Consider the following 26,422-nt stretch of genomic DNA (forward strand, 5'->3'; position numbering starts at 1 on the left):
AATCATCGGGTCGCAACCACCCGTGTCGGTGAGATAAAGATACGCCGACGCCGACGTGTAACCACGACTTCCCCACTTTCCTTTAATCACGAAGTACACACGCGACCCTAGGGGACAGGTCGATGCCCGAGCTGACCATACGGGTTCGTCGAGACAAGCTGGTCCGGGTAATCGACGAAGTCCCAGCCCATGCGCTCAGCGCGCCTGACAGCCTCGAGCGCCGCATCGACCGGCGGAAATGCGGGTGCAAGCAGCCCGACCTTCAACGTTCGCACCCTCGCTCCGCTAAGTGTTGGGGACTCCGTAAGAATGTCCGTCGGCTGTTTTCTAGTCGTTTTGGTCTCGTCCTCTCCCGAACTGCATGTCGCCGCGTCGCGACGACAAGAGCAGTGGGGGCATCAGTCGCGTGCGGTATGAACCACCTGTGGCTCCGTGAACGCCACGAGTCCGTCCACCCCGTTCTCTACACCAACGCCACTCCACTTGGCGCCGCCGAAAGGCACCGTCGGCAGCAATGCTGCATGGGTGTTTACGAACGTTGTGCCGCATTCGAGATGCCCGGCGATGTCGCGCGCCGTGTCCTCGTCCGCGCCCCACACCGAACCGCACAGGCCGTACATCGTCCTGTTCGCCCGCTCGACCGCATCGTCGATCCGCGAGTAGCGCAGGATCGGCAGTACCGGGCCGAACTGCTCCTCATCGACGACGGCAACACCCTCAGTGATATCTGCCAGGATGGTGGGCTGAAAGTAGTAACCCGGCCCACTGATCGCGCTACCGCCGGTGACGACCCGCGCCCCCCGTGCGACGGCGTCCTCGGCCAAGCCCTTGACCCGTTCGAATTGAGGCCGGGTGGAAAGTGGCCCCATCTGCGTGTTCGCATCGGTCGGATCGCCCACGGCGATCCCGGCAGCCCCCGCGCCAAACGCCTCGACCGCCTCGACGTATAGCGAGTCAGGCACGTAGACACGTTTGGGCAGCGCGCATGCTTGACCCGTGTTGAAGAAAGCGGTGTCGAGAATCTTCGGGACCACCGATGCCAGGTCAGCATCGGGCAGGACGATAGCCGCGTCGTTGCCCCCAAGCTCCAACGTCAGCCTCTTGAGGTCGGCGCCTGCCGTGGCCGCAACACTCTTGCCACCGGAGACCGAGCCCGTGAAGGTGATCTTGCGGGGAAGCCGGTGGGCGACCAGTGCACGTCCAAGATCGTCTCCACCGGAGACCACATTCACCACGCCCGGCGGCAGCACTTCGCCCATGATCTCACCCAACAACAGAGTAGCCATCGGCGTGAACGGTGAGGGCTTGACGACGACGGTGTTGCCGGCGAGCAACGCGGGTGCGATCTTCCACATCGCCAGACCTAATGGGAAGTTCCACGGCGTGATCGCACCAACAACACCGATAGGTCGATGCGCTACTTCGATCAATGCATTGCTGTCGTCCTGCAGGACGCGCCGCGGAAATTCCATTCCGGCGAACACCTGCAACCACGCGACACATATGTCCGGCTCAGTGGCCGCCAGCGATGTAGGCTTCCCCGTCTCTGCGATCAACGCCGTCTTAAGATCCTCGCGCGCGGCGGCAACCGCGTCCGCGAGCCGCAGCATCGCTTTACGTCGCTCGTCTTCGTTCGTCCGCCACGACTTCCCAGCGGCTTCCGCCGCTTCGAGTGCTTCGTTGAGTTGTTCCGCCGAGCAGTCCGGCGCTTGAGCCTGCACGTTGCCTGTCGCAGGATTGATGACATCGTAGGTCGATTGACCGCGGACGCTGTTCCCGTTGATCGTCATTGTGGCCATGTTTTCGCCGTCTTCCCTCCTAAATTCCTTGCCAGGCAATCCGCAGGAACCACCAGGCGAGCTAGCTGACCTCGGAACCCCACCGACCTCGCAACCAAGCTAACGTTGATTGATTTCCGCGGAAGAGCCAGCCGCGGCCAGCTCTGCGTCCCGCTTCTCCAGTTCGAGGCGCACGGCGAAATACGGCGACCGGTGATTCACGCTCTCGTAATCGGGAACCTGGGCCGGGGTGTCGTCGGCAAGCAGCTTGACGGCCTCCTGCTCATCGGCCTCAGTCAGCGGCTGCGTGTCGAAGGTCCACTCGACCAGTGTGCCGTCAGGGTCCCGAGTGTAAATGGAGTGAATGAACTCGTGCTTGACCTCGGCCACGTTGTAGCCGTGGTCAAGCCAGCGCTGCTTGCGTTCCTCCAGGCCGCCGATGTCGCCGCAGGCAAAAGCAATGTGGTTGATCCAGTAGGGCAGGCCGCCGCCCATGCCGCCCTGCCACTGGCCTGCTTCGACGACGACCCCCTCGATGCCCCGGAGGTCCCAGATCGCGAACAGTTCACCGTCCCCGGTGTCGTAGAAGATGTGCTTGGTCCAGCCACCCTCCGGTGTCTGACGCTTGACCACCTTCTTCAGCGTGAAGCCCATTACCTCGGTGTAAAACTTATGGGATTTCTTGACATCCTTCGACGCGACGGCGACATGATGAAATGCCATGACGGGATCCTGATCTGTGTTGGCGACACTCCGGTGCTGCGGTGAGCAACGAGGCGTTTGCGACAGCTTCGATCCCGCTCTGCAATCGGCCCCATGGCGTCCGCTCCTCTTCGCCGCCGGCTCGCGAACGCGGCCGTCAGCCGACGACGTGGCTAGCTAAACCTAACAGCATTGGGCTAGTTTGGGCAACGGGGACACCAAAACCGCTAAACACAGCTGATCGGAGAGCGGAGCATGGGATTCGGTGGTCACGACTGGGTTGCCTATCACGCCGCGCACCGGCCGGACGCGATGGCCCTGAGCCGCGTCGAGGACGGCTGGAGCGTCAGTTGGAGCGAGCTGGACACTCGGGTCGGCCGAATCGCCGAGGTGCTGAGAGGTCTCGGCGTCGGCAAGGGCGACCGCGTCGCCGTGATTGCCGAGAACGACCCGCGTGTCTTCGAGACCCAGTTCGCGGCCATGCGGCTCGGGGCGCTATTCGTGCCGCTGAACTGGCGGCTGACGACGTACGAGATCGCAGAGATCTGCATCGATGCCGGGCCCACGGTAATCGTGCACGACTCCGTATGGGCGGAGGCGGCCGCAGAAGTGGCCGATAAGGCAAACATCCGGCGGCGGCTAGCGTGGTGCACAGACTCCCATGCCAGGATTGTGGACTTCGAGGCAGCTGTTGCGGCCGCCGGTTACCTGTCGCCGCGGCGCGACATCAGCCTCGACGACGCAACCCATATCCTCTATACCTCCGGCACCACCGGCAAGCCGAAAGGCGCCTTGTCCACTAACGGCACACTCGCTTGGCAAGCGCTAAACGGCGCCCACACCACCGGTTTCTCCCAGCCGGACTGCCACCAACTGAACCCCATGCCGCTGTTTCACGCCGGCGGTCTGAACGTGCTGGCTAACCCGATCCTGTACTTCGGTGGTGCAGTCACGACCATGACCAGGTTCGTAGCCGACCGGGTGCTAGCTGCGCTTACCGGTTCCACGCCGCCGGTCACTCACTTTGCCGCGATCCCACTAATGTACGAGGCGATGGCCGGTCTGCCGGAGTTCACCGAGGCCGACTTCAGCCATGCGCGTCACTTCCTCATCGCCGGAGCGATCGCAACGCCCCAATTGCTCCAGACCTGGGCCGACCGTGGCATCCCACTCCAGCCCCAGTACGGCGGCACCGAGATGGGTCCCTTGGCAACGGCACTGGACGACGAGGCGGCGTCCTTACCCAAAGCATTGCAGGGTTCCACGGGTCGTGGCGCGGTCCACACCGATATCCGCTTGGTCGACTCGTTGGGCAACGATGTGCCCGACGGCCAGACCGGTGAGATCTGGCTGCGCGGACCGAGCATCACGGTGGGTTATTGGCGTAAGGATCGCGAAGACTTTTTTACCGGCGACTGGTTCCGTACCGGTGACGCAGCCTGGCGTGACACCGATGGCTTCTACTATCCGGTCGGTCGCACCAAGGAGATGTACAAGTCAGGCGGGGAGAACGTCTACCCGGCCGAAGTGGAGGCCGTCCTTGGCCTGCATCCCGGGGTGGCCGAAATCGCTGTCGTCGGCATACCAGACCACAAGTGGGGTGAGGTCGGGTTGGCAGTTGTGGTGCCAGCGGACGGCACCGCACCAAGCCTTGCCGACCTGCACACCTTTGCCGCCGACAAACTAGCGCGGTTCAAACTTCCGAAACGGCTCATGCTCGTTGCTGAACTGCCACGCAACGTCACCGGGAAGGTGTCCCGACAGCGGCTGCGCGACAACTACCGCGACACCTCGACGTAGGCGTGCTCGACGGATACCCCGGCACCGGACGACGATCTCGTCGCCGGTGTCCTCTTGACGGCGACCACCCGGTCGATGTCCAAATCGGCCGACCGCCAAAACTCACCCGCTCGCTCAGACTCGATCGAAGATGATCGGTAGGTGCTCGGGGCCATGGACCTGACCTGTTGCGTACTCGATCTCAGTGCCTGAAGCCAACCGAAAGTTGGTACACCGCTTCAGAAGTTCGTCCCAGGCGATCGTCAGCTGGAGGCGGGCCAGGTTCGATCCCACACACCGATGAATACCGAGCCCGAAAGCGGCGTTGCCACCACGGCGGTGGTCGAACCGCAACCGATCGGCGTCGGCGAACTGTGCCGAATCCCGATTGGCAGAGGCGAAGTGGACCAGTACGCGATCCCCTCGATTCAGCGAGACATCACCGAGGACCGTCTTGCGAGTGACCACCCGTGCCATGAACGTCACCGGCGATTCGTAACGAAGAAACTCGTCCATGTCGTGCCTCACCCAAGCCGGATTTCGTAGTCGATCCTCCAGTTCAGGATTTGCCACAAGGTTGACCATGATGTTGCCGATCGCTGCGCGGGTGGTATCGAGGCCACCGAAGAAGAGGACCGTAACCACGCCGAGCCGCTCATCATCGGTAAGTTCTCGCCCCCCGACCCGTGCATCTAGCAGCGCGCCCAGAAGATCGTCGCGCGGTCGGTCGTCGTCCTCCCGGCGCACGAGGTAGTTCGCACACAGCATCGCCATGTCGAACATGGCTTCAGGCGACTGATCTTTCACGATTCGGTTGATGATCTCTACGCCGATTGCTATCTGTCCCTCATCGCCCTCATCGAAAATGAGACGGGAGAGCACACCCGAGGAGAACGGGATCGCGAAGTCGTCGATGAACTCGCACTGCCCCTTGTCAATCCACCCATCGATCGTCTCGGCGGCTAGGTCCCGCATTTCCTGCTCCCTAGTGAGCAGATATTTCCGCGACAGAAACGGGTTGAGGATCTGACGAAAATCCGAGTGCAGGGGTGGGTCGGAATCGAGCGGCGGCAGTCGGACGGGAGCGGGATTGATCGACGGCGACGACGAGGAGTAAGTATCGGGATCCTCGAGTACGGTGCGTATGTCGGCGTAACGTGTGACGATGTGGTATCCGCCGTCCGCGTCGGTTGTCATGATCGGGCACTTTTCGCGCGCCTGACTGAGGATCTCCCACTTCCGACGGGAATGGTCGGGGTTGAAGACGTCGAAGTGGGACAGGAACTCGTTGTCGGGCAACGCGGTCATACGGTGGCTTCCTCGCTGACGGGGACGAACTGGACGGGCAGATGGTGCACGCCCCGGCGGCCCACACCAGCCCCCCTGATGGCCGACGATCCGTCGGCGAGGCGCAGATCGGGGAATGTGGCGAGTATTTCCTCGATCGCCAGGCGCATATCAGCGGGGCGCTCTCCAGCACAGTCGCGTAGTCCGGCGCCGAAGATCCGGCGCCTCTCGTCACGACCGACGTTGAAGGTGCTGGGGTCATCGCAACGATCAGGGTCGAGATTCGCGGCGCCGTTCGGAACAGTCACGCCAGCTAGTTCGATGGGTCCCCGGACCATGTTCGTGGTCATATCGTTCCCACCTATCGCGCAGGGGTGCAGGACCGCAGGCGTCCCGACGTCGAACGTTCGGCCTACCGCGTTAGCAAACGTCGTCAATCGATCATTGTTTGATTAAACATAATCGACGCCAATCGGGGCCGTCAAGCGATGAGAACGACGAAGTTGCTGTCCCCGTCTGCGTGTGTTCGATGCAGCACTGTTCGCGCCCACATCGAACACCTGACGAGGCGTGTGGGTCAGATGGTCGGTGGTGAGAGAAGCGTGGGTATTCATGTCCTGGCGCCCGAATCCCGCAAGCACCAGCTGATCGGTAACTAGCCTTTGCTCGCCGACTGCCCAGGGACACTGACGACCAACAGTCAACTCGCCACGAACAGCCTTCTGCCAACCGCGATGACGGAACGCTGAGCACCGACATGGTGGCGGCTGCGGGGGCTGCACCAACATCAATTCGTCGAAGGCGGAGCCTTGTTATATCTAACGCCGTTCGATACGGTAGCGAAATCGCCTCTCGCACCCGGACGAGGGGGCCCTATCGATAACCGGAGATCACTGTGGAGCAGTTCGACCACCATTCTGAGGAGTTCGCGGAGCAGTGGCGGCAGATCTACGCCGGCATGCGCCACACCTGCCCCGTGGCGCACAGTGACCGGCACGGCGGCTTCTTCATCCTGACCCGGTACGACGACGCCAAACGTGTGCTGCGGGATCACGACACATTCGTCTGCGGGCGCGATCTGACGTTCGGTGACAACGTCGTACGCGGCGGTGTCACGGTGCCGACCAACCCGGTCCGAATGGGGATGATGGAGATGGACCCGCCCCAATCGCAGAACTACCGGCAGGTCTTGGCTCCCTGGTTGTCGCGTAAGGCCATTGACAGGTACCGGCCGCGGATGCACGAGATCGTATCCTGGACCGTCGACCGCGTCATCGAGGCCGGAAACCTCGACTTCGTCGACGACATCGCCAATCCGTTGCCCGCGATGATCTCGCTGGACTACTTCGGCCTGTCACTGGAGAAGTGGAACGACTACGCGACGATCCTGCACAAGGCCGTCTACCGGGAGAAGGGCTCAGCCCTCCAGCTCGCGGGATTGCTAGACGACGTGCGCGATACCGTCCGGGAGCGCCGGTCGGCGGCAGGCACCCGGGGCGATCTAACTGACGCGCTGCTCACCGCGGAAGTCGACGGCGCCCCCATTGACGACGAGCTGGTCACCGAACTGCTGTTTATGCTGCTCAACGGCGGTATCGATACTTCCACTGCACTGATCGCCAGCATGTTCCTTTACCTCGACGAGCATCCCGACGAGCGAACCGCATTGGCGGCCGATGCCACCCTGATCCCCGCCGCCGTCGACGAGATGCTGCGCTACTTCACCCCGGGCCCCGGCGTCGCCCGCACAGTCGCGCGGCCGGTGGACATCGGCGGCTGTCACCTCGAGCCGGGAGACCGGGTATGGCTGGCGCTGGGTTCGGCCAACTACGATCCCGACGTCTTCGCCGACCCGGAGCGGGTCAAACTCGACCGCGCCAACAACAGCAAGCACCTGTCCTTCGGGTTCGGGATGCACCGCTGCCTCGGGGCGTTTCTCGCGCCGGTGGAGATGGCGGTACTGCTGGAAGAAGTGCTGCGCCGGCTGCCGGACTATCGCATCGACCGCGGCGAGGTGCGCCACTACCCCACCATCCCACTGGTCAACGGCTACGTCGCAATGCCCGCGACCTTCACACCCGGACCACGGGTGCTGAGCGGCTACGCCGAGTCGTTGCCGATCCGGTTGGAGCCCGTCACCGCGGGCGGTTGATCAGCGCGGCGCGGCGGTGTCACCCAGATAGCCGTCACGGACACCGTCCAAGAAAGTCTGGCGAGCCTTGCTGGCGTCACCGAGCATGTTCAGCTCGAAGGTGTAGCTCATTTCCTGCCGATAGAGCCGGCGCAGGTCGCGACCCGCGGTGTTGTTGAGCGCCAACTTCATGGCCCGGATGACCCGCGGCGCCTTACCCGCGATCGTCGCCGCGACTTCCACCGCCTTGGCTACCGCGGCGTCGGCCGTAGCCCCCACGTGGTAGACGCTGCCGTAACCATGCAGTTCGGCGATGTCGAACGGCTCGCCGGTGAACATCGCAGTACGCATCCGGCGTTCCGGCAGCAGGCCGAGCGCCTGTACACCGCCGGTGGTCGCGCCATTGTCGACCTCGGCGAGCACGAATCGTGTTCCCTGACAACCGACGAGCACGTCACAAGTGCCCGCCAGCAGGACCCCGACGCCGATGCAGTAGCCGTGCACGCAGCCGATGACCGGCACCGCGCAATCGGCGATGGCTAGACTGGCGTCCTGGGATCCCCTGGCCTGGCCCAGGATGCCGTCAAATCCCGGTAAACCCTGCACCTCCTTGAGGTCACCTCCGCCGCAAAACCCCTTGCCTCGTGCCCGCAACAGCACCGCGCGGACTTCATCGCGGTTGTCGTAACTGCGCAGTAGCTCGGCCAGCCGGGCGAGGTCGGTGATCGAGTACGCGTTGACCGGCGGGCTCTCGACAACCAGTTCCGCGACGCCGGCCAAGCCGCCGCTGTCGTGGACGGTCTCAGTTACCGGCATGCCGGTTCCTTCAGCGCCACCGCCGCCTCGCCGAGCAGTCCGCGGGCCTGGGTGACGATCCGCTCGATGAGCCCGGCGACTGTCGGGATGTCATGCACAGCCGCGGCGACCTGGCCAGCCACCATCAGGCCGTTCTCGACGTCGCCGTCGCGCTGAGCCTTGCGGATCTGCTCTTCCTCCCATACCTGGAAATCTTCGGGCGACATGGTCTTTCGGTTATCCTCCATGCTCTCCAGACCCCTGTTGCGCAAGCCACGAATGGGGGCGTAGATCCCGCCATAGACGACATCCTCCCACTCCTGCGAATCGACGATGCGCTGCTTGTACGCCGAGTGCCATTGGTGCTCTTGGGTGGCGATGAAGCGGGTGCCCATCGCGGCGGCGGCGCCACCCATGGCCAGCACGGCGGCCAGTCCCCTACCATCACAGATCCCGCCTGAAACCACGACGGGGATGTCGAGCGCGTCGATCACCTGGGGGGCCAGTACCATCGTGTGCACGGCTTTGGCGTGGGTGTGCCCACCCATTTCGTAGCCGGAGGCGATGATGACGTTGGCCCCGTGCTCCGCCGCCTTGAGCGCGTGCCGGACCGAGCCAACCTTGGCCATGTGCACCAGGCCGGATTCCCGGATGGCCGAGCCGAACTCGCCGGCGAAGCCGGCGGAGGTGACCAGGGCGCGGAGCTGCTCTCCGGTCCGGCCGCCGTCCCGTTTGACCGCAATCGCCTCGTCAATACAGATTCGGCTCACCAGCAGCAGCTCGCCGTCGGCGGTCCGGCCGACCGGCACGTTGACGGCAAACGGCCGATCGGTGCTCGCCGCCACCTGCTCGATCGCCGCCCGAAAGCCTTCGCGCAGGAACTGCTCGGAGCTGTTGACGATGGAAGGACAGCTGACGGTGCCCAGACCCCCGGCGGCCGACACAGCGGCGGCCAGCTGCGTGGTCGGAGACGGGCCCATGCCATCCTGCATGATCGGGTGCGCGATGCCGACCAGATCCTGGAATCGACGCCACATGCTGCTCACGGATACCTCCTGGTCACGGGTCAGCGGCCGCCTTCGTCTCGGCCGACCGAAACGGTCTTCGGGTGCGGCATCGGGTGGCGGACGTCGGGGGCCTCGTCAGGCGCCTGGTCACGCACCCAGGCCACCGCCTGCGCGTAAGCTTCGATCAGCCGGTCCTCGGCTGCGTAGTCGAACCTCGCGGGATACAGCGGATAGTCCTCCGGGGTGACTGGGTGGGCCATGAGCCACTCAACGGCCTCGATCATGGCGTCACGGGCCGAGACGACCTCGCGATAACCGAGCTCCCGCTTGGCCTTGGTGTTGTCCAACAGGATGTGCGGCCGGCCGGTGGGCGGCAGCAGCTCGACGAGCGCCGAACCCGCCAGCTCGCTGGGGATCCCGACGAATTCAAGGTCGCCGCCCATGATCTGCGCGACCGCCTCGGCCCACTGCCGCACGGTGAATTGGTCATCGTCACCGGCGTTGTATGCCTGGCCGTTGGCGATCTCGGGGTGGTCGACAGCCCTGAGCACCAGCTCGGCGGCGTTCCGCCCGGCGGACCGCGAGATGATCCATAAACCGTTGTCGGGCAGGATCATCCGGGCCCGGCAGTCCTGGACTCGACGTATCACGGACCATTCCCACGGCACCAGGTTGCGGGGCCCGTAGATGGCCGGATAGCGGATGACGGTTCCGCGGAACGCGCCCGCCGCGGCCCGATCGAGGACCGCGCGCTCGGCCGCGCGGATCAACCCCGCGAAGCGGGGCACCGGTTCCGTTCCGTCGGACAGCGGCCCGTCCTCGCGCGCGTTGAGCGCCATGCCATAGGGGGTGACCGTCTCCGGTTGCAGGCAACCGCGATAGGCGGGCACCCCACCGATGCTGATCAAATGCCCGCACCGGCCCGCAAAGACCTCCGCGATCGCGGTGACTCGGCCGTACATCGCTAGCACCACGTCGAAGGAACGGTTGCCAACCGCCTCGGCGAGGGTCTCCGGGAAATGCGGATCGGCGTGGATGTGCGGAACGTCGGGCAGCTCAGCGGGTTCATGCACCCCGCGATGCAGCATCGTCACGTCGTGACCGCGCTGAAGCAGGCCCTGCAACACCGGCACCCCCGTGGCGCCGCTCCCACCGATGACAAGCGTTTTCATGCAAACCACCCATCGCTAAACCAAACAGTAATTGGTTGCTGTCATCAAACCACATACCGGTCGCCGTCGCTACCCGCGGTGATCCCGCCAGCGCTGCGCCGCGCACGTGATTCCACTAGCCATCAGCTGCCGATGACTCCCTGGCGTCGAGCCGCCACGATCTCCTCCGCCTGTAAGCCCCAATCCAACAACACCTCGTCGGTGTCCTGGCCACGTCTCGGCGGCGGCCGTCGGATACTCGTCGGCGTTTGGCTGAAGCGCGGAGCCGGTGCTGGCTGCAACACACCATCAACCTGGGTGAAGGAACCTCGGTGCCGATGATGCGGATGCGAAGCAACCTCGCCCAGAGCGAGCACCGGAGTCACGCAAGCATCCGCGCCCTCGAAAAGCGCACACCACTCGTCCCTGGTGCGAGACCGAAATATCTCGGCCAACCGTATCTTCATCGCCGGCCACGTCGTCTGATCCATCTGGTCGGCCGGGTCCACGTCGTCGATCCCAAGTCGGTTCAAGAGATTCCAGTAGAAGCGGGCCTCCAATGCTCCGACGGCGACGTGCTTGCCGTCGGCGGTCTGGTACACGTTGTAGAACGGTGCGCCGGTGTCGATGAGGTTCATACCGCGCCGGTCCTGCCAAGCCCCGACCGCGCGAAGCCCGTGAATATAGGTCGTGAGCAGCGATGCGCCGTCGACCATCGCCGCGTCGACGACCTGGCCTCGGCCCGACCGGCTGGCATTCGCCAGAGCAGCCAGGACGCCGATTGCGAGCAGCATCCCGCCTCCGGCGTAGTCACCGAGCAGATTCAGCGGCGGAACCGGCGCCTCGCCTCGACGGCCGATCAGGTCCAGTGAACCCGAAACCGCGACGTAGTTGATGTCGTGTCCGGCGTCTGCTGCCAGCGGCCCGCCTTGCCCCCAGCCTGTCATCCGGCCGTATACCAGCCGAGGGTTTCGAGCAATGCACTCGTCGGGCCCGATTCCAAGACGCTCGGCCACGCCCGGCCGGAAGACATCGATCAACGCATCCGCGGACTCGACGAGGCGGAGTATCAATTCATCGGCATCGGGCCGCTTGAGATCGACGCAAACCGAACGACGATTCCGTCGGGTCGGATCCAGCTCCGGGGAGATCGCCCCTTCGGGTCCGCCCGGACGATCCACACACAGGACATCGGCGCCGAGATCCCCGAGCAGCATCGCAGCGAAGGGGCCCGGGCCCATTCCGACCAGCTCGATGACCCGTATCCCGGCGAGCGGCCCGGCCTGGCCCGCGTCCTGGTGCCAACCCATGATCAAACCCTTTCGTGCGGTCACGGCATTTGTCGCGGTTGTTCGGTCAAGCTACCGGTACGCAACCACCGATCTAGGCATGGACGTGACGGAGCGGATATGACACGATGATATGAAATACCTAACGTCGTTTGCCCAAGTTTGCCCGTGGAACTAAATTCGTCGCCCTTTGGAGCTGTCCAATGACCGCTACACCCGGTGATCGCGGCTACGCTGCCCTACCGGCGCCGTATGCCCCGTTCGATCGCCGACATCTCGCATGCCGTCCCGTGTCGGCTACCGACCGGAGGACGAGATGACACTCGCCTACGTCAGCACTGTGATCAGAGCCGACATCGATGCCGTCTGGTCGGTGCTCGGGGACTTCCACGGGCTGGCTGCGTGGGTCAACCGGATCCGCTCGAACGAGCCCGAGAACGGTGCCGGCCCAGGTGCAGTGGGGTCTGTACGCAATCTCACGCTCGAACCGGACGGCGACACCGCCCGCGAACGACTGGTGCGCTATGACGCCGCGGACCGCAGTTATTCCTACGAGTTCGCCGGCGCAATACCGTTCCCAGCGTCGAGCTACCGCGGGACCGTACACGTGCTGCCGGTGACCGACGCGAACACCACATTCCTCGAGTGGTATGGCGAGTTCGACTGCGAGCCAGATGTTCTCGACGAGATAGCCAGGACGTTTTGTGCGATCTACAGCGAATTCATCAGCGACCTCCGCGCATATCTGAACGGCTAAGAACTCCTGTGACCGGAAAGGCCAACCCCGTCCACTTTGACACCAGCGACCCCACGCTGCGCGAGAACCTGTTCGATTCGCTCAACGAGTTGCGCAACGCCTGCCCCGTGGCGTGGAGCACCGCGCACAACGGCTTCTGGGTGCTATCGCGATACGCGGACCTTATCCGGGCGGTATTGGACACGGATTCGTTCACCTCGACGAACGGGATCATGATCCCGCCGAATGTGAAATCGGTTCCCGCGCTGCCCGCTGAGGCGGACGGGCCACGACACAGCCAGATGCGGCGGGCGCTGCTGCCGTTCTTCAACGCCGCCGCGGTCGAGCGATTGACCCCGCAGATCAAACAGATCGTGGCGGATGCGGTGGCCGAGATCGCCCCGCTCGGCCGTGCCGACCTGGTGCCTACGCTTGGGTTGAAGATCCCCCCGCTTGTCCTGGCCGCCATGCTCGGGCTGCACAGTGAGCAGGCAGCAACCATCCACACCCTGACGTCGAATCTGCTGCAGTCGGTGGGCCGCGATATGACGGCGGCAATCGCAGCCGCACGCGAACTCGAGGGATGGGTCCACGAGCAGGTCGACAAGCGGCTCGGCAGGCCACCGAGCGACATCCTGGGCGAGATCGTCAACGCGCCGCTTGACCCGCAGAAACCGTTGAGCCGCAATGAGGTCGCCGGGGTGGTGCATCTGCTGATCATCGCCGGGCATGAGACCACCACCAACGGCATCTCCACCATGCTGCACCGGTATATGACAGTGGAGGGCCTGCGCGAGCGGCTGCTGGCCGACCCAGGGCTGATCGATGCGGTCGTCGAGGAGTCACTGCGGCTGGACCCACCGATCTACAACTTCGCCCGCACCGCCCGGCGCGACACCCGACTCGGGGATACGACGATCGGCACTGGTGAGTGGGTGATGTTGCTCTACGGAGCCGCGAATCGGGATCCCGCGAAGTTTCCCGACCCGGACTCGTTCGTCGTGCCCCGATCGTCCAACCAGCACGTGTCGTTCGGCTGGGGGCGTCACCGCTGCTTGGGCACCGCCCTCGCCCGATTCGAGCTACGCGCGGTGATGGAAGCCGTGCTCGGCGCCATCCCCGACATCGAGATCGCCGAGCAGCCAACCCGGTCGTGCGGCAGCGTCACGCAGGGCTTCGCGACCCTGCCCGTCATCTTCGCTCCACGGCGATGAGCAGCACCCTGGGCGGCCGCGTCGCGCTCGTCACCGGTGCCGCATCCGGGATCGGGGCGGCCAGTTCACGGGCGCTCGCCACGGCGGGAGCGGCGGTCGCGGTCACCGACGTGGACATCGACGCCGCCACCGCGGTTGCTGCCGCGATCAAACAGACCGGTGGGCAGGCTCTGGCGCTACGGCTCGACGTGGCCGAGGAGCAGCAGTGGGCTACGGCGATAGCGACCGTACGCGATCAGCTCGGGCCTGTAACGGTTTTGCACAGCAACGCCGCTGACATATCAATCTTCGTCCGTGACAACGACTTACTCAATTTGGAGGCCGAAGTATGGGACAGGGCGTTCGCCGTCGCAGCTCGCGGATCAATGCTCGCCGCCAAACACACGCTGCCGCACATGATCGAGGCTGGTCGGGGCAGCATCGTTTACACCTCGTCGGTCAAGGGACGCACCGGCTCGAGCACTCAGATCTCCTACTCATCGGCCAAGGGTGCCATCGACTCGCTGACCCGGGTGATCGCGACGACATACGGCCAGTTCGGCGTTCGGTGCAACGCCGTCGCGCCGGGCGTCGTTGACACCCCGGCTGCCCGCGCCAACGTGCCCGACGAGCTACGTCGGCAGATTATCGACAGCCAACTGCTGAGCAGGCTCGCCGAGCCCGAGGACATCGCGCACACCGTGGTGTTCCTGGCCTCCGACGCTGCCGCCATGATCACCGGCCACACTCTCGTTGTCGACGGCGGGATGACCGAACACGTGCCGGTGCTGTCGCCGCGGAATCAGCCGATAGCGTGAGTAGCCCAAGATAATGCCGAGTGGGTCAGCCCGGCAGCGCGTCGTAGATCCCGGTAGTCTCCGCGTGGTTGGTCACCGACGTGTCCCCGCACCTCGTAGAGTCATGGTGATGAGTGAAGCTGTCGCCAAGCGGGGGCCCGGCCGTCCGCCCGGCGCCGACGGCGCCGAAACCCGGCTCAAAATTCTGCACAGTGCCCGTCAAGTGTTCAGCACCATCGGATTCGACCGCGCCAGCCTCAAACAGATCGCCGAAGACGCCGGCTTCACCCGCAATGCGATCGCGAACTACTACCCGAGCAAGGTCGCGCTGTACCGGGCGGCCCTGGCTTCGGTGCACGACGTGGTGGCCGGGCAGATCCTCGACCCGGCCCGGCGGCAAATCGGCCCGATTGACCGCCAGGTCCTGGCGGTGTTCGACCTCGCGGTGGCCACCATCCGGATCGACCAGACCTTTGTGCGCTTCTTCGTCACGTCGACGGGCGACGCCATTCATCACCCGGACCTGCAGGAGCAGGCCATGCAGCCCATTTCTTTGGTGCGCGAATATTTCGGGGAGCTGCTGGCCGGCGCGCGCCGTGACGGCGAGATCGACACCGCCACGGACACCGAGGCCACCACACAGTTACTCGTCGATCTGCTGTGGGGCCTTGCCGTCGACGCTGGCTTCTACTCCGACGAGCATCGGATCCGGAGAACGCTGGCGGCACTTGACCGTATCGTTGCCGCCGCGCTCACTTGATAGTGGCTCCCGCGTCGATCGGCAGCGAGACTCCGGTGATGTAGCGGGCCTCATCGCTTGCCAGAAATAGCACGGCGTTGGTCACATCGTTGCTTTCGATCCACGGGATAGGCAACGCGTTCATCTCGCCGGCGGGAACCGCGAACTTCTCCCGGGTCGGATTGGGGTCGTCAGGCAGAAAAATCCGGTAGGTCGCTTCGTTCTGGATCATCTCGGTGTCGACATTCGTCGGATGCACGCTATTGACCCGAATATTCAACGGGGCCAACTCAAGTGCGAGCGTCTTCATCAGCCCGACGACGCCGTGTTTGGCCGCAACGTAGTGCGCTAGCCCAGGTTGGCCGATCAGGCCCGCGATGCTGCTGGTCAACACGATCGATCCGCCGTTGCCGGCTGCGATCATGTGCGGGATGGCGGCCTTGGTGGTCCGCCACGTTCCGCTGAGGTTGATGTCGATCGTCTCCGACCAGGTCTGCTCACTCAACTCAAACGACGCGCCAATCGACAAGATGCCCGCGTTGGCCAGGACAATGTCGAGGCGGCCGAGTTCGGCGACGCCTTCGTCGACTGCCACGGTCAACGCCTTGCCATCGCGCACATCCACCTGGCGGGCCACTACCCTTCGACCCCGTGCTTTGACTTCGCGGGCTGTCTCATCTAGGTCGGCCGGGGTGGCCAGCGGGTAGGGGGCCGATTCGACCTGTGCGGCAATGTCGAGCGCGATGATGTCAGCGCCTTCATCAGCCAGGCGCAGGGCGTGGCTGCGGCCCTGCCCACGCGCCGCGCCGGTGATCAGCGCCACCTTGCCTTCAACGCGTCCGGTCATGATGGTTCTCCTTGTCCGGCTCAGATTGGGACAAAACGTTGGGTTACAACCCTCTTCGAGTCAGATCTTGTCGAAGGTGAGAGGAACGCGATCAGGGTAGTTGGCAATTCCGGGTACCCACTTCAAGCTCTCCGGGTCAGCATCCAGCCGCAGGTTGGTGACGCGGGCGAGCAACTCCTCCAAGGCGACGACGATCTCCATCCGTGCAAAGTGGATGCCGATACAACGATGGATACCCAGGCCAAAGCCGGCGTTGCCGCCGCGGGGCGGATCGAACTGCAACTGCTCGGGGTTGGCGAACTTGTGCTCGTCGCGGTTGGCCGAGTCGAACCGAATGAGCACCCGGTCACCTTTCTTCATCGGGCACCCAGCGATCTCGGTGTCTTTGGTGACGGTGCGCCCGAACGTCCCCACCGGCGATACCAACCGAATGAACTCGTCCATGTCGTTGCGCACCCACCGTGGGTCCCGGACGCGGGCTTCGAGTTCGGGCTGCAATGCAATGTGCATGGCGATCGTCCCGATAGCCGAACGGGCAGTATCCAGCCCACCCAAGAACAACACGCAGATCGCGCCGAGCGCCTGCTCGTGGGTTATCGGTTCACCGTCAATCGTTCCGGTGGCCAGCGCCCGCAGGATGCCGTCTTCCTCAGGGGGATTCTCGATCGCGGCCATCAGGTATTCCGAGGCCAGCATGCCGAGGTTCATGAACGCTTCCTCGGTGCCGTCCTCGGTGACGCGGACGACGATCTCCTTGGCGCGTTCCATTTTGGCCAGGTCACTCTCGTTGAACACCATGCTGGCCAGCACCCGCGAGACGAACGGACCGGTGTACTCGCTGAGCAGCTCGACCCTGCCGTTGTCGATAAACCCGTCGATGAGTTCACGGGCGTATCGGCGCATCTCGTCGGAATAGGCCAGTGCGACCTTACGCGTCAGGTACGGGTTGAGCAGTTTACGGAAGCCTGTGTGCAGCGGCGGGTCGGAGTCCAGCGGGCCTAACCGCACCGGCGACGGGGCAGGTGATCCGCCCACCGAGGAGAATGTCTCGGGATCTTCACACACCTGCCGCACATCGGCATACCGGGTCACCACCCACATCGGCCCGGCCACCGGGGACTCGGCGCGCACCACCGGGCAGTGTTGACGGGCATAGGTGAACGCGTCGTATTTCCACTCGACATGTTCGGGATTGAACAGGTCGTACGACCGCAGCAGTGCAGCATAGTCGCGGTCTACAGGGGTAGAGGTCATCGCACAGCTCCAAAGGTCGGCGCGGCAGTCCACCGGCAACGTGGGTCAAACGGTGTTCGGTATTAATTGGCCACGATGCCATATAATCTGCGTCACGTCCAGACTGGATGTGTGCTCGGTGACCTTGGAAACGCCTATGACGTACGACACTCCCGGCCTGTTCTATAAAGAAGCTGGCCACGGCCCTGTAGTAGTACTACTGCATGGCGGCGGTGTTGACCACACCTACTGGAAGCGTCAGTTCAACTGGCTCGGGAGCCAGTACCGAGTCATAGCTGTGGACAGCCGGGGCCACGGCCGGTCCCCCGACAGCGACGAGCCGTTCGGCTACCGAAGCTTCGCGAGGTCCGCTGCCGGGCTTGTACGTCAGCTTGGGGTGGAGACGGCGACGTTCGTCGGCCACAGTGACGGCGGATGTGTTTCCATCGCCATTGCGCTACAAGACCCCGATTTGGTGGCAAGGCTGGTTTTGCTCGGCACTCCATGGAACATCGACAACTACCGCCCCGGGGTGTCCAAGATGATGGCGAACCTGGGCCCCGATGACATGTTCGGCCTTCTTGGCGACAACTTCGATAAGGCACTGCGCGCCAATAGATCCAACCACGTTGACGACGAGTCGTGGGCACGATACATGCGAAAGCTTGTCGACATGTGGGCCCGGCAACCGGACTTCACCGCTGACGAGATCCGCACGATTGACGTCCCGACGCTCGTCCTTCACTCGAACAACGAGATCATGTACGGAATAGAAGTCGCAAAGGAGTTTGCAGCGTTGCTTCCTCACGCGGAACTCGTTGTCATTCCTGATTCGGGTCATGACGCGGCTCAGGATAATCCGGACGCGGTGAACGCAGCACTTAACGCGTTCCTCCGGCCTCAGCATCTGTGATCGCGCCGCTCGTCGATACACCGAAAGCAGTTGCAACATGTGGCCCTCGGTTTGCGGCGGACACCAGCATCTGCCAATGTTGGCGATAGTCGTTGGACTACAGGAGGTTTAGCAAAGAATGGATGCCGTGCCGGGGCTCGCTAACTTCCGCGATCTGGGTGGTCTTCCGACCGACGACGGTGCGGTGACGAGAAGTGGGGTGCTCTACCGTAGTGATGCGCCGCTGCCGGGTGACCCTTGCCCATCGGGCCCGCCATGGCCACCGGTGACGGTGATCGATCTCCGGTCGCACGACGAGCCCATCGAGCCTCACCCCCTGCGAACTCCGACCACCCTGCTGGCCCGGTTCCCGCTGCTCGGTGAAGCGCGTCCGAAGACGTTGCGGGAGCTTCTGGCCGGTGGAAATGTCAGGCTCGAAGCGATCTATCGCGAGCTCGTCGCCCGCGTGGGCGAAGTGGCGGTGGCCATACTCGAGCTGCTGGTCGCTGCCGACGGCCCTACACTCATCCACTGCGCCGCCGGCAAGGACCGCACCGGTGTCCTAATCGCGACCTTGCTACGCGCCGCGGGCGTAACCCGCGACGCGATTGTCGCAGACTACGTGCGGACCGCCGCCGCTATGACCTCGGTGCGCCGACGCTTGTCCAGCAGCGATGAGGAAGTCGCCGCGCTAATGGCTCAGTTCCCCGAAGCGACTCTGGCTCCCGTCGAAGCGATCTCGGGCGTGCTTGAGCAGGTCGACGGGTCGCCGGGAGGCAGCGGAGGTTGGTTAACCGCACGGGGTGTGCGGATCGAGCTAATCAACGCCTGGCGCGACAAGCTGGTGGACCGGTCCACCACCTGACCATCAAACGTCCGACGCGATCAGCGTCGCGGCTTCGTCTGCTGATTTCGCGGAATCGGCAAGTTGACTTCACTCACTGTCGCAGCTGAATTTGATTGCGACGTGCGTAATGAGCCACCGCCGCTCACAATGCCGCGTTACTGGGAGGTCCAGCCACCGTCAGCGAGGAACTCCGCACCTGTCGAGTAGCTCGATTCGTCGGAGGCCAGGAACAAGATGAGGTTGGCTATCTCGTCGGCCTCACCAGCGCGGCCGAGGGGCAGCATCGGCAGCGATGCTTCGATCACATCGATGTTGTCCAGACTTGCCAGCATCGGGGTTCGGATCGCGCCGGGATGGACCGAGTTGACACGGATCTTGTCGGGACCGAGTTCCATCGCAGCGGCTTTGGTTATCCCGCGCACAGCGAACTTGCTCGCGACGTAGGCGAGCGCGGTCGGCACGGCAACAAGGCCGGCCGCGGAACTGATATTGACGATCGAGCCGCCGCCGGATCGGCGCATTGCGGGCACGACGGCCTTGATCCCCAGAAAAACGCTGGTGGCGTTGATCGCCATGACACGCTGATAATCATCAAGGGTGATCTCGGCAATCGGTCCGGTCTCTTGGATCCCGGCACTATTCACAAGGATGTTGACCGGCCCAAACGCTTCCTCAGCCGCAGTCATCACGGCCGCCCACGCGTCAGCGTCTGTGACGTCATGGCGAACGAAGCGCCCGCCGATCTCATCCGCCGTTGCTTTGCCTTGCTCATCGGCGATATCGGTGATCAACACGTGCGCGCCTTCGGCCGCCAGAGCCTTGGCCGCCGCACCGCCGATACCTCCAGCACCACCCGTCACCACCGCTACTTTGTCTGCAACCCGTTTACTCATGGCGTGTCACCTTCATCCGCACCGGACGCGGCTGGCTCAAAAGACGGCAGGCGGTGGGCTGGTCCGGGATTAACCCCGGACCAGCCCACCGCAGCGATCGTCAGACCGAGGCTTCGTCTCGGCGAGATATCGGGCTCACACCATTTGCGACAATGGTTGGGCCGCACGCCTGCGCCTGAGACGGATCCTCGGGATCGGCGGCGAGCCCGTCGCTGGGACGAACCCCGCCTTCCTCGCACATCTTCTGCCACATGGCTAGCCGCACCGCCCGGCTCGGCGTGAACTTGCCGTACACGAAGGTCCGCCACACGGTCCAATTCGGCGCCGGAAGCGATTGTGGCCGCCCGACGAGGTGATGCAGCACGAACATCCAGCCAACCATCATCGCCATCATGATTGTCGTGGCCACCCAACGCGCCGCCGTCGGCAGGGTGGAGTTATGTGCGAGAAGGTGCACCCAGCCCACCCCGAAGTAGTTGATCATCATGCCGGTTGGCGCCACCAGCAACAACCACAGTTTATTGGCGCCTTTCAAACGTGGCACCGCGAAAGCCAGCATTGCGCCAATTGTGACGAACGAGCCGCCGTTGATGAAGCCCCACCAGTACGGGAAGTTGAGGAAGTCGTACGGTTGCACGCCGTAGTAGGTGTAGATCCCCAAGTTGATGCCAATTGTCTCCATCACCGCATCGGTCAGGATCCCCAACCCGAGCAGCATGAGGAAGTGCTGGACATGCGCGCCGTTGCGGATGACGAAGTAGCAGAAATAGGCTTCCAGGCCCAGGAATGCCACGTAGCACAGCGGGATCAGCGCCGGCACGGTGATACCGAAGTTGGTAAACGCGGGCACCAGGTTCTTGGCCCAGTGTAGATGGCCCAGCATGTCGAGCATGGGTTCCAGCAAACTGCAGATCAGACCGCTAGCGATCACCAGCAAAGGTACGTAGTTCTTGCTCCTCATCGCCGCCCTGATCGCCCATGGCAACGCGAAGATGACCACGGCCGCTCCCGCGACGAAGAAGAAGATGATCTGCGACGCGGTGCTGGCGGTGAAGTCGCCGGGACTCGGCACAATGTTGGGGGGCCACCCCTCGTCGTCGACCAGCGGCCACCCACTGGTACTGAGCATCAAACTCATCAGTTCTGCCCTTCCTTCTCTCAATGACTTGCTGTCAGTGGCACCGACAACCGTCTCCGGCAGTTGTGTACCGGCTCACACTAACACACTGTCCATACACTGCGTATAGTCTTTTGAAATTGGGGTAGGTTCTTAGTCTGGGTGGCGCGGCAAGACGCGCAGACCGGAGGTAAGGTGGCGGGCGATGACGGAGACGGCGCGGCGAGGGGCCGGTCGACGGCGGAGCGTGGACATCGATGGAGCGTCGGCGGAAAGTATCCTCGCGGCCACCGCGCGGCTTTTGGCGTGGCAGTCGTTTAATGACATCAGCGTTGCGCAGATCCTCACCGAGGCGAAGATCTCCCGGGCGACCTTTTACTTCTACTTCGCGTCTAAGTTCTCCGTACTGAGTGGCCTGCTCGAGACCGCGATGGGTGACATCTTCGAAACGGTGCAGCCATTTCTGGCGCGCTCACCTGAGGATCCGCCGACAGTCGCCCTGCAGCGCAGCATCCGTGCCGTCACACGGGCCTGGCACCGTCACCGCCTGGTGCTGCAGGCTGTGAATGATCACTGGCACTCCGAGCCCGAGTTGCGCGGTCTGTGGTTGGGCATCGTTGAGCGCTTCGTCGCCGCCGGCGCTGTCGAGATCGAACGCGAACGTGCTGCCGGGATGATCGCGTCCGCCGTACCGAGCAGGACTCTGGCGTCAACCCTGTTCTGGGGCACAGAACGCGTGCTCTACATCGCCGGGCTGGGGATCGAGCCGACTCTCGCCGACGAAGAAGCCGCCGTCGACGCATTGGTGGCCATGTGGCAAGGGACCCTGTACGGGCACTGAGGAGTGGATGGTGTCGGCCGAGCGTAGTGGCCATGCCAGGTGGATTCACGCTTAGCGCTCAACCGGGTGTAACTCCCGGATCGCGTCCACTGCGAGACGTGCCGACTCGACACACCCGCTCTGGCCGGCGCCCATCCAGGGTCGGGCGCCGTCGCCGACGTTCCAGATGTTGTCCACCGGGGTATCGTTCGACCAGTCCCGGCCGGGGATGGCGCGCTGACCGGGCCAGTCTCCGGTGCACACCGCGATCGACAGGATCTGGGCGTGGGCAAACTCGGGAAACTGTTCGAGTGTTTCCCGCTTGAGCATCTCGACCTCGCCGGCCACGTCGAATCCGCTGCTCGCCGGGTGCGGTGTGCTCGTCGCACAATACAGATGCCGGCCGTACGGCGCCAATGCCGGTGACGGACCGCTCATGTACGACGCGTACGCAAGCCGGTCGGTGAAGCCGAAGAACACGAGTGTCTTCAGTCGAGCGATGGGCTCGTCGGTGGCGAAGTTCACCGTGATGAGTGTGCCCGGGTAATTCTCCGCTTCCAGCTTCCGGACGTAGCCGGCGGGCCATGCCTCCGCCGGGACCAGCTTACCGGTGGCAACGGGACCGACGTTACTGACGACCGTGCGCGTCGTCACCGCGACCGCACCATCCTCGCGCAGCACGGTCACGCCGTCGGCACGACCATCGGGGCCGACCCCGATGCCGGTAACCCGACTGTCAAGCCAGATGGTCCCGCCGGCGCGTTCGATATAACGGGCGAGGTCGTGCCACGGCCCAATGGCGCCCTCGGGGTGCGCCCCATACGGGTTCATGCCGCCCTTCTTCGTGAGGTAGTCAAAGAAGAGAGTCGCGCAGACGTCTCGTGGCTCTGCCGCGAACATGGCGCTGGTCAGGTTACGGGCCAGTTTGCGCAATCGATTAGGGGCGTGCGACCGGTCCAGCCACTGCTCCACGGTGAGACCCTCGGCAGGGCGAAAGACACCGAACCGCAGTGCGGCACCACCGACGACTGGAATCAGGAGCTTGTTGATCAGTAAACCGGTGGGTCCACTCATGACCGGCAGGTCGAGGCGACCGAGACGCAGGACTAGCGGCTTAGGTTGACGGCGCGCCCGGATCGGCACCCCGACCTCGTCGAACAGCGCCTTGTTGGCGCCGCCGAGCTCGAAAACCTGGGCCCCGGTGTTGACTCTGAATCCCTCGATCTGCACGGTCGAGGCCCGACCGCCCACTTGGGGTTCGGCCTCCACCAGCAGCGTCCGGTACCCGTATTTGACGAGCAGGGCCGCCGCGGCCATACCACCGGCTCCGGCCCCGATCACCACCACGTCTACGGCGTCGACGGACTTGTCGTTTGTCTGCGTAGCCAAGGTGTCACCTCTTAGTGAAACTCCGAGAATCAAGCAATGTTGGGTGCTGAGCCGGTTGGCAGATGCATTGGTCGCGGCGCGGAGGATGCCTTAAGCCTGCAGGACCGGATCCAGTTTCAGTGGACGTGCGGCCTCGACCATGATGATTTCCCACTCGATGCGCGGGTGGTCGTCCCATTCGCGGCGGGACTTGATCCGCGCCCGGTCGGGGAAGCCGTGATGGATGCCCTGCGGATCGTGGCTGACCAGGCCGGCCTTGAGCGGTCGGCCCAGCGACTTGCCACCGTGGATCAGCGCGATCTCGTCGTAGTCGGCGTTGCGGTGAAACCACGGGATCCGTTCGACCCCTTGGACCGACTCGAACGGCCGCGGCAGCAGATTGATGATGTTGATGCCCTCGGCAACCAGGAAGCAGTGCATCGACGGCGGCAGATGCAGACTGTCGGACATGATCACGTTCCAGTCGCAGATATTGAACGCGAACGGGAAGTAGTCGCCCTTCCAACCCTCCACATCACAGGGGTGGTGGTCGACGTAGATCGACGAATACTCACTGTCGTACTTCACCCGGACCTCGTACTCCGGTTGGTTGGACGCCACCAGCGCTGGCTCCGGGACGCGGACCAAGTCAGGATCGAACGGCGCGTGGCGGCCCAGACCGACATAGGTGGGTGCCCGCAACTCGCCGACGGTCTCGATGCCGAATAGCATCGTCTCGCCCGGATCAACCACCCAACGGTGCGTGATCGCCTTGGGGATCACGACGTAGTCGCCCTGCGCGTAGCCGATCGGTCCGAACTCCGTCTCGACGGTGCCCGACCCTCTGTGTACGAACCAGCATTCGTCGCCATCGACGTTGCGCCGGTAGAACGGCATCGGCTCGGTCCGGCGTGACAGCCAGATCGTGGCATCGGCGTTGTAGTACAGCCGTTGCGCCGAGCCGCGCGGATCGGTCATGTCGGTGGTAGTGACCTCGGTCAGCACCGCCGACGTCGACTTGAAACGCCCTTCGGTGCGGAACACGGTCGGGTCGTTCGACCGGTACAGCACCGCCTCCCGGCCGTCGAAGCCATGCCGAGTGAGCTCGTCATCCTTGAGTAATGACCCGTTCGAATCGGAGCCCGGCAGGTCGCGATGGGCCTGCCGACTGGTCTTGCCTTTGCTGAATTGAATGAGCGTTCGCGGTGGCATGACAGCAGGTTAACACAATCGTTAGGGTCTTAACGATCGTTGTTGGATTTAAGGCCTTGAGGAGTTTTCCGATCCGCGATACGCGCCAACAGCCGGGACAACCGCTGCTGGTCGGCGCGGTCGAGCATCGACAGCCAGGCTCGCTCGCGATCAGCTTGCTCACGCATAGCGTCCCGCAGCGCCGATCGGCCCCGCTCCGTCAGTTGCAGCCGGACTAGCCGGCGGTCCGCGGCGTCTCTGGTCCGCGACACCAACCCGTCGCGTTCGAGCGGGTTCATCGCACTCGACACGGCGGCGCGCGAGGCGCCCGAGAGCCGCGCGACGTCGCGCAACTCGGCGGCGCCGAGGACCCACAACACGTTCATGATGCGAAAGCCCGCCCAACTCCAGCCCCGCCGCCGGTGCAGCACCTCGAAATCCTGAGTTAATCGGTGCAGCAGGCGCGTCAGGTTGAATACGAACTCGGCATGGTCGGCGGCGTCCGGACCAGTCGTTACGTCGGTACGGAGCCGCTGCGCCAGCAGTTCCCGGTAGTCCTCAACGGTGATCGTCCGAGCCGAGACAGGCTGCGTGGTCATTGCCCGATTATCTCGCCGCTGTCAAAATCAAACCACGTTTGATAGCTTGGCGCGGTGACTACTAGTTTGGGGTCAGCCGCGGCCGCGCCACCGCTGACCGGTATCCGGGTGCTCGACCTCAGCGCCCTTGGCCCTGGGCCGTTCTGCTCGATGTTGCTGGCAGATTTCGGCGCCGACGTCATCGCTGTCGAACGACCCGATACGCCAGCCTTCGATCCCGCCAAATATCTGTCACGCGGCAAGCGCTCGGCCATCGTCGATCTGCGCGGTCCTCGCGGCGCCGAGGTGATTGCGCGGTTGGCCGACACCTGCGACGTCCTGCTGGAAAGCAACCGCCCGGGGACGATGGAACGCAGGGGCTTGGGTCCCGACGTGCTGTGTGCTCGCAATCCGCGGTTGGTCTACGCACGGCTGACGGGTTGGGGGCAAGACGGCCCCTACAGCGCCCGGGCCGGGCACGACATCAACTACACCGCGGTATCGGGCGCGCTCGGGGTGGTCGGCGGTGAGGCACCGGTGCCGCCTCTTGCCATGGTCGGTGACTTGGCCGGCGGGGCGCTGACGACGGCCCTGGGGATCGTGATGGCATTGTTCGAGCGAACGGTCACCGGCGAGGGACAAGTGGTCGACGGCGCGATCGCCGACGGCTCCGCACTGCTCAACATCACCAACCTCGCCGAGCTGAGCACCGGCATCTGGCCAGGCCGCGGCAAACATCTGCTGTCCGGCGTGGCACCCTTCTATGGCGTGTACGCCTGCGCTGACGGGCTCTACTTCGCCGTCGGTGCGATCGAACCCAAGTTTTACGCACGGTTCCTGGCCGCGCTCGGACTCGACGACGTCGACCCTTCGCGGCAGCTGGATCCGGCGACCTGGCCCGCCCTGCGCGAGCGTGTGGCGGCGGTAATCCGGACCAAGCCACGCTCACACTGGACGGCCGAGTTCGCCCAAATCGATGGCTGCGGCTCGCCGGTGCTGGAACTCGACGAGGTTGCCGACGATCCGCATCTGCGGTCCCGTGGCACGATCATCAACAGCGCCGATGGCATCGTCACTGCCGCCCCGGCTCCCCGACTGTCGCGCAGCCCCGGACGCATCCGCCCGGCTCCGGTGGCGCGGGGTGCCGACACCCGAACAGTCCTAAGCGAGGCGGGTTTTGGTGCCGACGACATCGAGGCGCTGGTCACTGAAGGCACCGTTGTCGCGGTGGGTTGAAAGCGGGCCGCCTGGG

The 26,422-nt window shown here is 64.1% G+C and carries 26 protein-coding genes; 10 read left to right on the forward strand and 16 right to left on the reverse strand.

Annotated elements, in window-relative coordinates:
• Positions 1–107: 107 nt before the first annotated feature.
• The 3 genes from BKN37_RS29000 to BKN37_RS00290 all read right to left on the reverse strand — a co-directional run bounded on the left by BKN37_RS29000 (position 108) and on the right by BKN37_RS00290 (position 2,501).
• The gene (locus tag BKN37_RS29000; RefSeq protein ID WP_158260323.1) at positions 108–266 is read right to left on the reverse strand and encodes a hypothetical protein; all 159 of its coding nucleotides are present in this window, start codon (positions 264–266) and stop codon (positions 108–110) included.
• Between the two features lie 132 nt (positions 267–398).
• Entirely contained in the window at positions 399–1,790 is a 1,392-nt protein-coding gene (locus tag BKN37_RS00285; RefSeq protein ID WP_242657020.1) for an aldehyde dehydrogenase family protein, read from the reverse strand.
• 108 nt (positions 1,791–1,898) lie between these two features.
• Entirely contained in the window at positions 1,899–2,501 is a 603-nt protein-coding gene (locus BKN37_RS00290) for a VOC family protein (protein WP_071019333.1), read from the reverse strand.
• 234 nt (positions 2,502–2,735) lie between these two features.
• Here BKN37_RS00290 and BKN37_RS00295 point away from each other — a divergent pair, with 234 nt between their 5' ends.
• The gene (locus BKN37_RS00295; RefSeq protein ID WP_071019336.1) at positions 2,736–4,280 is read left to right on the forward strand and encodes an AMP-binding protein; all 1,545 of its coding nucleotides are present in this window, start codon (positions 2,736–2,738) and stop codon (positions 4,278–4,280) included.
• A 114-nt stretch (positions 4,281–4,394) separates the two neighbouring features.
• On the opposite strand, the gene BKN37_RS00300 is transcribed toward BKN37_RS00295, so the two are convergent.
• Positions 4,395–5,567, reverse strand: coding sequence for a cytochrome P450 (locus tag BKN37_RS00300; RefSeq protein WP_071019342.1), 1,173 nt, complete (start codon positions 5,565–5,567; stop codon positions 4,395–4,397).
• A complete protein-coding gene (locus BKN37_RS28750) occupies positions 5,564–5,896 on the reverse strand; it encodes a cytochrome P450 family protein (RefSeq protein ID WP_131823500.1) in 333 nt (110 codons plus the stop codon). The genes BKN37_RS00300 and BKN37_RS28750 overlap by 4 nt, the downstream gene beginning before the upstream one ends.
• A gap of 545 nt (positions 5,897–6,441) precedes the next feature.
• Here BKN37_RS28750 and BKN37_RS00305 point away from each other — a divergent pair.
• Positions 6,442–7,698 carry a cytochrome P450 gene (locus BKN37_RS00305; RefSeq protein ID WP_071019346.1) on the forward strand — a complete coding sequence of 419 codons (1,257 nt, stop codon included), beginning with the start codon at positions 6,442–6,444 and terminating at the stop codon, positions 7,696–7,698.
• Here BKN37_RS00305 and BKN37_RS00310 read toward each other — a convergent pair whose 3' ends face one another.
• The 4 genes from BKN37_RS00310 to BKN37_RS00325 form a co-directional block, all read right to left on the reverse strand.
• Positions 7,699–8,457, reverse strand: coding sequence for an enoyl-CoA hydratase-related protein (locus tag BKN37_RS00310; RefSeq protein WP_242657021.1), 759 nt, complete (start codon positions 8,455–8,457; stop codon positions 7,699–7,701). It lies immediately after the preceding gene.
• A 26-nt stretch (positions 8,458–8,483) separates the two neighbouring features.
• Positions 8,484–9,509 (reverse strand): NAD(P)H-dependent flavin oxidoreductase, encoded by a 1,026-nt coding sequence (locus tag BKN37_RS00315; RefSeq protein WP_242657028.1) that lies wholly within the window; start codon positions 9,507–9,509, stop codon positions 8,484–8,486.
• A gap of 29 nt (positions 9,510–9,538) precedes the next feature.
• Positions 9,539–10,651 carry a Rossmann-fold NAD(P)-binding domain-containing protein gene (locus BKN37_RS00320; protein WP_071019359.1) on the reverse strand — a complete coding sequence of 371 codons (1,113 nt, stop codon included), beginning with the start codon at positions 10,649–10,651 and terminating at the stop codon, positions 9,539–9,541.
• A 122-nt stretch (positions 10,652–10,773) separates the two neighbouring features.
• Complete coding sequence (locus BKN37_RS00325) at positions 10,774–11,940, reverse strand: CaiB/BaiF CoA transferase family protein (RefSeq protein WP_071019362.1); 1,167 nt, start codon at positions 11,938–11,940, stop codon at positions 10,774–10,776.
• 295 nt (positions 11,941–12,235) lie between these two features.
• Between BKN37_RS00325 and BKN37_RS00330 the strand changes: the two genes are divergently transcribed.
• The 4 genes from BKN37_RS00330 (at position 12,236) to BKN37_RS00345 (ending at position 15,405) form a co-directional block, all read left to right on the forward strand.
• Entirely contained in the window at positions 12,236–12,676 is a 441-nt protein-coding gene (locus BKN37_RS00330; RefSeq protein ID WP_071019524.1) for an SRPBCC family protein, read from the forward strand.
• Between the two features lie 8 nt (positions 12,677–12,684).
• Entirely contained in the window at positions 12,685–13,869 is a 1,185-nt protein-coding gene (locus BKN37_RS00335; RefSeq protein ID WP_071019366.1) for a cytochrome P450, read from the forward strand.
• Entirely contained in the window at positions 13,866–14,666 is an 801-nt protein-coding gene (locus BKN37_RS00340) for an SDR family NAD(P)-dependent oxidoreductase (RefSeq protein ID WP_071019370.1), read from the forward strand. The genes BKN37_RS00335 and BKN37_RS00340 overlap by 4 nt, the downstream gene beginning before the upstream one ends.
• Positions 14,667–14,775: 109 nt before the next feature.
• The gene (locus BKN37_RS00345; protein WP_071019528.1) at positions 14,776–15,405 is read left to right on the forward strand and encodes a TetR/AcrR family transcriptional regulator; all 630 of its coding nucleotides are present in this window, start codon (positions 14,776–14,778) and stop codon (positions 15,403–15,405) included.
• Here the strand turns inward: BKN37_RS00345 and BKN37_RS00350 are convergent.
• On the reverse strand, positions 15,398–16,231 hold the full coding sequence (locus tag BKN37_RS00350; RefSeq protein WP_071019373.1) for a mycofactocin-coupled SDR family oxidoreductase: 834 nt from the start codon (positions 16,229–16,231) through the stop codon (positions 15,398–15,400). The genes BKN37_RS00345 and BKN37_RS00350 overlap by 8 nt on opposite strands.
• Positions 16,232–16,291: 60 nt before the next feature.
• Complete coding sequence (locus BKN37_RS00355) at positions 16,292–17,485, reverse strand: cytochrome P450 (RefSeq protein WP_071019377.1); 1,194 nt, start codon at positions 17,483–17,485, stop codon at positions 16,292–16,294.
• A 136-nt stretch (positions 17,486–17,621) separates the two neighbouring features.
• Here BKN37_RS00355 and BKN37_RS00360 point away from each other — a divergent pair, with 136 nt between their 5' ends.
• Complete coding sequence (locus BKN37_RS00360; RefSeq protein WP_071019380.1) at positions 17,622–18,377, forward strand: alpha/beta fold hydrolase; 756 nt, start codon at positions 17,622–17,624, stop codon at positions 18,375–18,377.
• Between the two features lie 118 nt (positions 18,378–18,495).
• Positions 18,496–19,221, forward strand: coding sequence for a tyrosine-protein phosphatase (locus tag BKN37_RS00365; RefSeq protein WP_071019383.1), 726 nt, complete (start codon positions 18,496–18,498; stop codon positions 19,219–19,221).
• A gap of 137 nt (positions 19,222–19,358) precedes the next feature.
• On the opposite strand, the gene BKN37_RS00370 is transcribed toward BKN37_RS00365, so the two are convergent.
• Both BKN37_RS00370 and BKN37_RS00375 read right to left on the reverse strand, forming a co-directional pair.
• Positions 19,359–20,096, reverse strand: coding sequence for a glucose 1-dehydrogenase (locus BKN37_RS00370; RefSeq protein ID WP_071019387.1), 738 nt, complete (start codon positions 20,094–20,096; stop codon positions 19,359–19,361).
• 100 nt (positions 20,097–20,196) lie between these two features.
• On the reverse strand, positions 20,197–21,234 hold the full coding sequence (locus BKN37_RS00375; RefSeq protein WP_071019390.1) for a hypothetical protein: 1,038 nt from the start codon (positions 21,232–21,234) through the stop codon (positions 20,197–20,199).
• A 184-nt stretch (positions 21,235–21,418) separates the two neighbouring features.
• Here BKN37_RS00375 and BKN37_RS00380 point away from each other — a divergent pair, with 184 nt between their 5' ends.
• Positions 21,419–22,054, forward strand: a complete 636-nt coding sequence (locus BKN37_RS00380; RefSeq protein WP_071019393.1) for a TetR/AcrR family transcriptional regulator — start codon at positions 21,419–21,421, stop codon at positions 22,052–22,054.
• Between the two features lie 51 nt (positions 22,055–22,105).
• Here the strand turns inward: BKN37_RS00380 and BKN37_RS00385 are convergent, their stop codons facing one another.
• From BKN37_RS00385 to BKN37_RS00395, 3 genes are all read right to left on the reverse strand, one after another.
• The gene (locus BKN37_RS00385; RefSeq protein WP_071019397.1) at positions 22,106–23,422 is read right to left on the reverse strand and encodes a phytoene desaturase family protein; all 1,317 of its coding nucleotides are present in this window, start codon (positions 23,420–23,422) and stop codon (positions 22,106–22,108) included.
• Between the two features lie 90 nt (positions 23,423–23,512).
• Entirely contained in the window at positions 23,513–24,613 is a 1,101-nt protein-coding gene (locus BKN37_RS00390) for a homogentisate 1,2-dioxygenase (RefSeq protein WP_071019401.1), read from the reverse strand.
• A gap of 29 nt (positions 24,614–24,642) precedes the next feature.
• Entirely contained in the window at positions 24,643–25,191 is a 549-nt protein-coding gene (locus BKN37_RS00395; protein ID WP_071019406.1) for a MarR family winged helix-turn-helix transcriptional regulator, read from the reverse strand.
• A gap of 54 nt (positions 25,192–25,245) precedes the next feature.
• Here BKN37_RS00395 and BKN37_RS00400 point away from each other — a divergent pair, with 54 nt between their 5' ends.
• On the forward strand, positions 25,246–26,406 hold the full coding sequence (locus BKN37_RS00400) for a CaiB/BaiF CoA transferase family protein (protein ID WP_278184922.1): 1,161 nt from the start codon (positions 25,246–25,248) through the stop codon (positions 26,404–26,406).
• Positions 26,407–26,422 lie beyond the last annotated feature (16 nt).

Origin of the sequence: Mycobacterium talmoniae (genome assembly GCF_001854525.1) — a bacterium.
GTDB lineage: Bacteria > Actinomycetota > Actinomycetes > Mycobacteriales > Mycobacteriaceae > Mycobacterium > Mycobacterium talmoniae.

Excerpts from the sequence above, each read along its gene's own strand:
- BKN37_RS00285 (WP_242657020.1), bottom strand. The coding sequence starts at position 1,790 with ATGACGATCAACGGGAACAGCGTCCGCGGTCAATCGACCTACGATGTC.
- BKN37_RS00290 (WP_071019333.1), bottom strand. The coding sequence starts at position 2,501 with ATGGCATTTCATCATGTCGCCGTCGCGTCGAAGGATGTCAAGAAATCC.
- BKN37_RS00295 (WP_071019336.1), top strand. The coding sequence starts at position 2,736 with ATGGGATTCGGTGGTCACGACTGGGTTGCCTATCACGCCGCGCACCGG.
- BKN37_RS00300 (WP_071019342.1), bottom strand. The coding sequence starts at position 5,567 with ATGACCGCGTTGCCCGACAACGAGTTCCTGTCCCACTTCGACGTCTTC.
- BKN37_RS28750 (WP_131823500.1), bottom strand. The coding sequence starts at position 5,896 with ATGACCACGAACATGGTCCGGGGACCCATCGAACTAGCTGGCGTGACT.
- BKN37_RS00315 (WP_242657028.1), bottom strand. The coding sequence starts at position 9,509 with ATGTGGCGTCGATTCCAGGATCTGGTCGGCATCGCGCACCCGATCATG.
- BKN37_RS00320 (WP_071019359.1), bottom strand. The coding sequence starts at position 10,651 with ATGAAAACGCTTGTCATCGGTGGGAGCGGCGCCACGGGGGTGCCGGTG.
- BKN37_RS00325 (WP_071019362.1), bottom strand. The coding sequence starts at position 11,940 with ATGGGTTGGCACCAGGACGCGGGCCAGGCCGGGCCGCTCGCCGGGATA.
- BKN37_RS00330 (WP_071019524.1), top strand. The coding sequence starts at position 12,236 with ATGACACTCGCCTACGTCAGCACTGTGATCAGAGCCGACATCGATGCC.
- BKN37_RS00340 (WP_071019370.1), top strand. The coding sequence starts at position 13,866 with ATGAGCAGCACCCTGGGCGGCCGCGTCGCGCTCGTCACCGGTGCCGCA.
- BKN37_RS00345 (WP_071019528.1), top strand. The coding sequence starts at position 14,776 with ATGAGTGAAGCTGTCGCCAAGCGGGGGCCCGGCCGTCCGCCCGGCGCC.
- BKN37_RS00350 (WP_071019373.1), bottom strand. The coding sequence starts at position 16,231 with ATGACCGGACGCGTTGAAGGCAAGGTGGCGCTGATCACCGGCGCGGCG.
- BKN37_RS00355 (WP_071019377.1), bottom strand. The coding sequence starts at position 17,485 with ATGACCTCTACCCCTGTAGACCGCGACTATGCTGCACTGCTGCGGTCG.
- BKN37_RS00360 (WP_071019380.1), top strand. The coding sequence starts at position 17,622 with ATGACGTACGACACTCCCGGCCTGTTCTATAAAGAAGCTGGCCACGGC.
- BKN37_RS00365 (WP_071019383.1), top strand. The coding sequence starts at position 18,496 with ATGGATGCCGTGCCGGGGCTCGCTAACTTCCGCGATCTGGGTGGTCTT.
- BKN37_RS00370 (WP_071019387.1), bottom strand. The coding sequence starts at position 20,096 with ATGAGTAAACGGGTTGCAGACAAAGTAGCGGTGGTGACGGGTGGTGCT.
- BKN37_RS00375 (WP_071019390.1), bottom strand. The coding sequence starts at position 21,234 with ATGAGTTTGATGCTCAGTACCAGTGGGTGGCCGCTGGTCGACGACGAG.
- BKN37_RS00380 (WP_071019393.1), top strand. The coding sequence starts at position 21,419 with ATGACGGAGACGGCGCGGCGAGGGGCCGGTCGACGGCGGAGCGTGGAC.
- BKN37_RS00390 (WP_071019401.1), bottom strand. The coding sequence starts at position 24,613 with ATGCCACCGCGAACGCTCATTCAATTCAGCAAAGGCAAGACCAGTCGG.
- BKN37_RS00395 (WP_071019406.1), bottom strand. The coding sequence starts at position 25,191 with ATGACCACGCAGCCTGTCTCGGCTCGGACGATCACCGTTGAGGACTAC.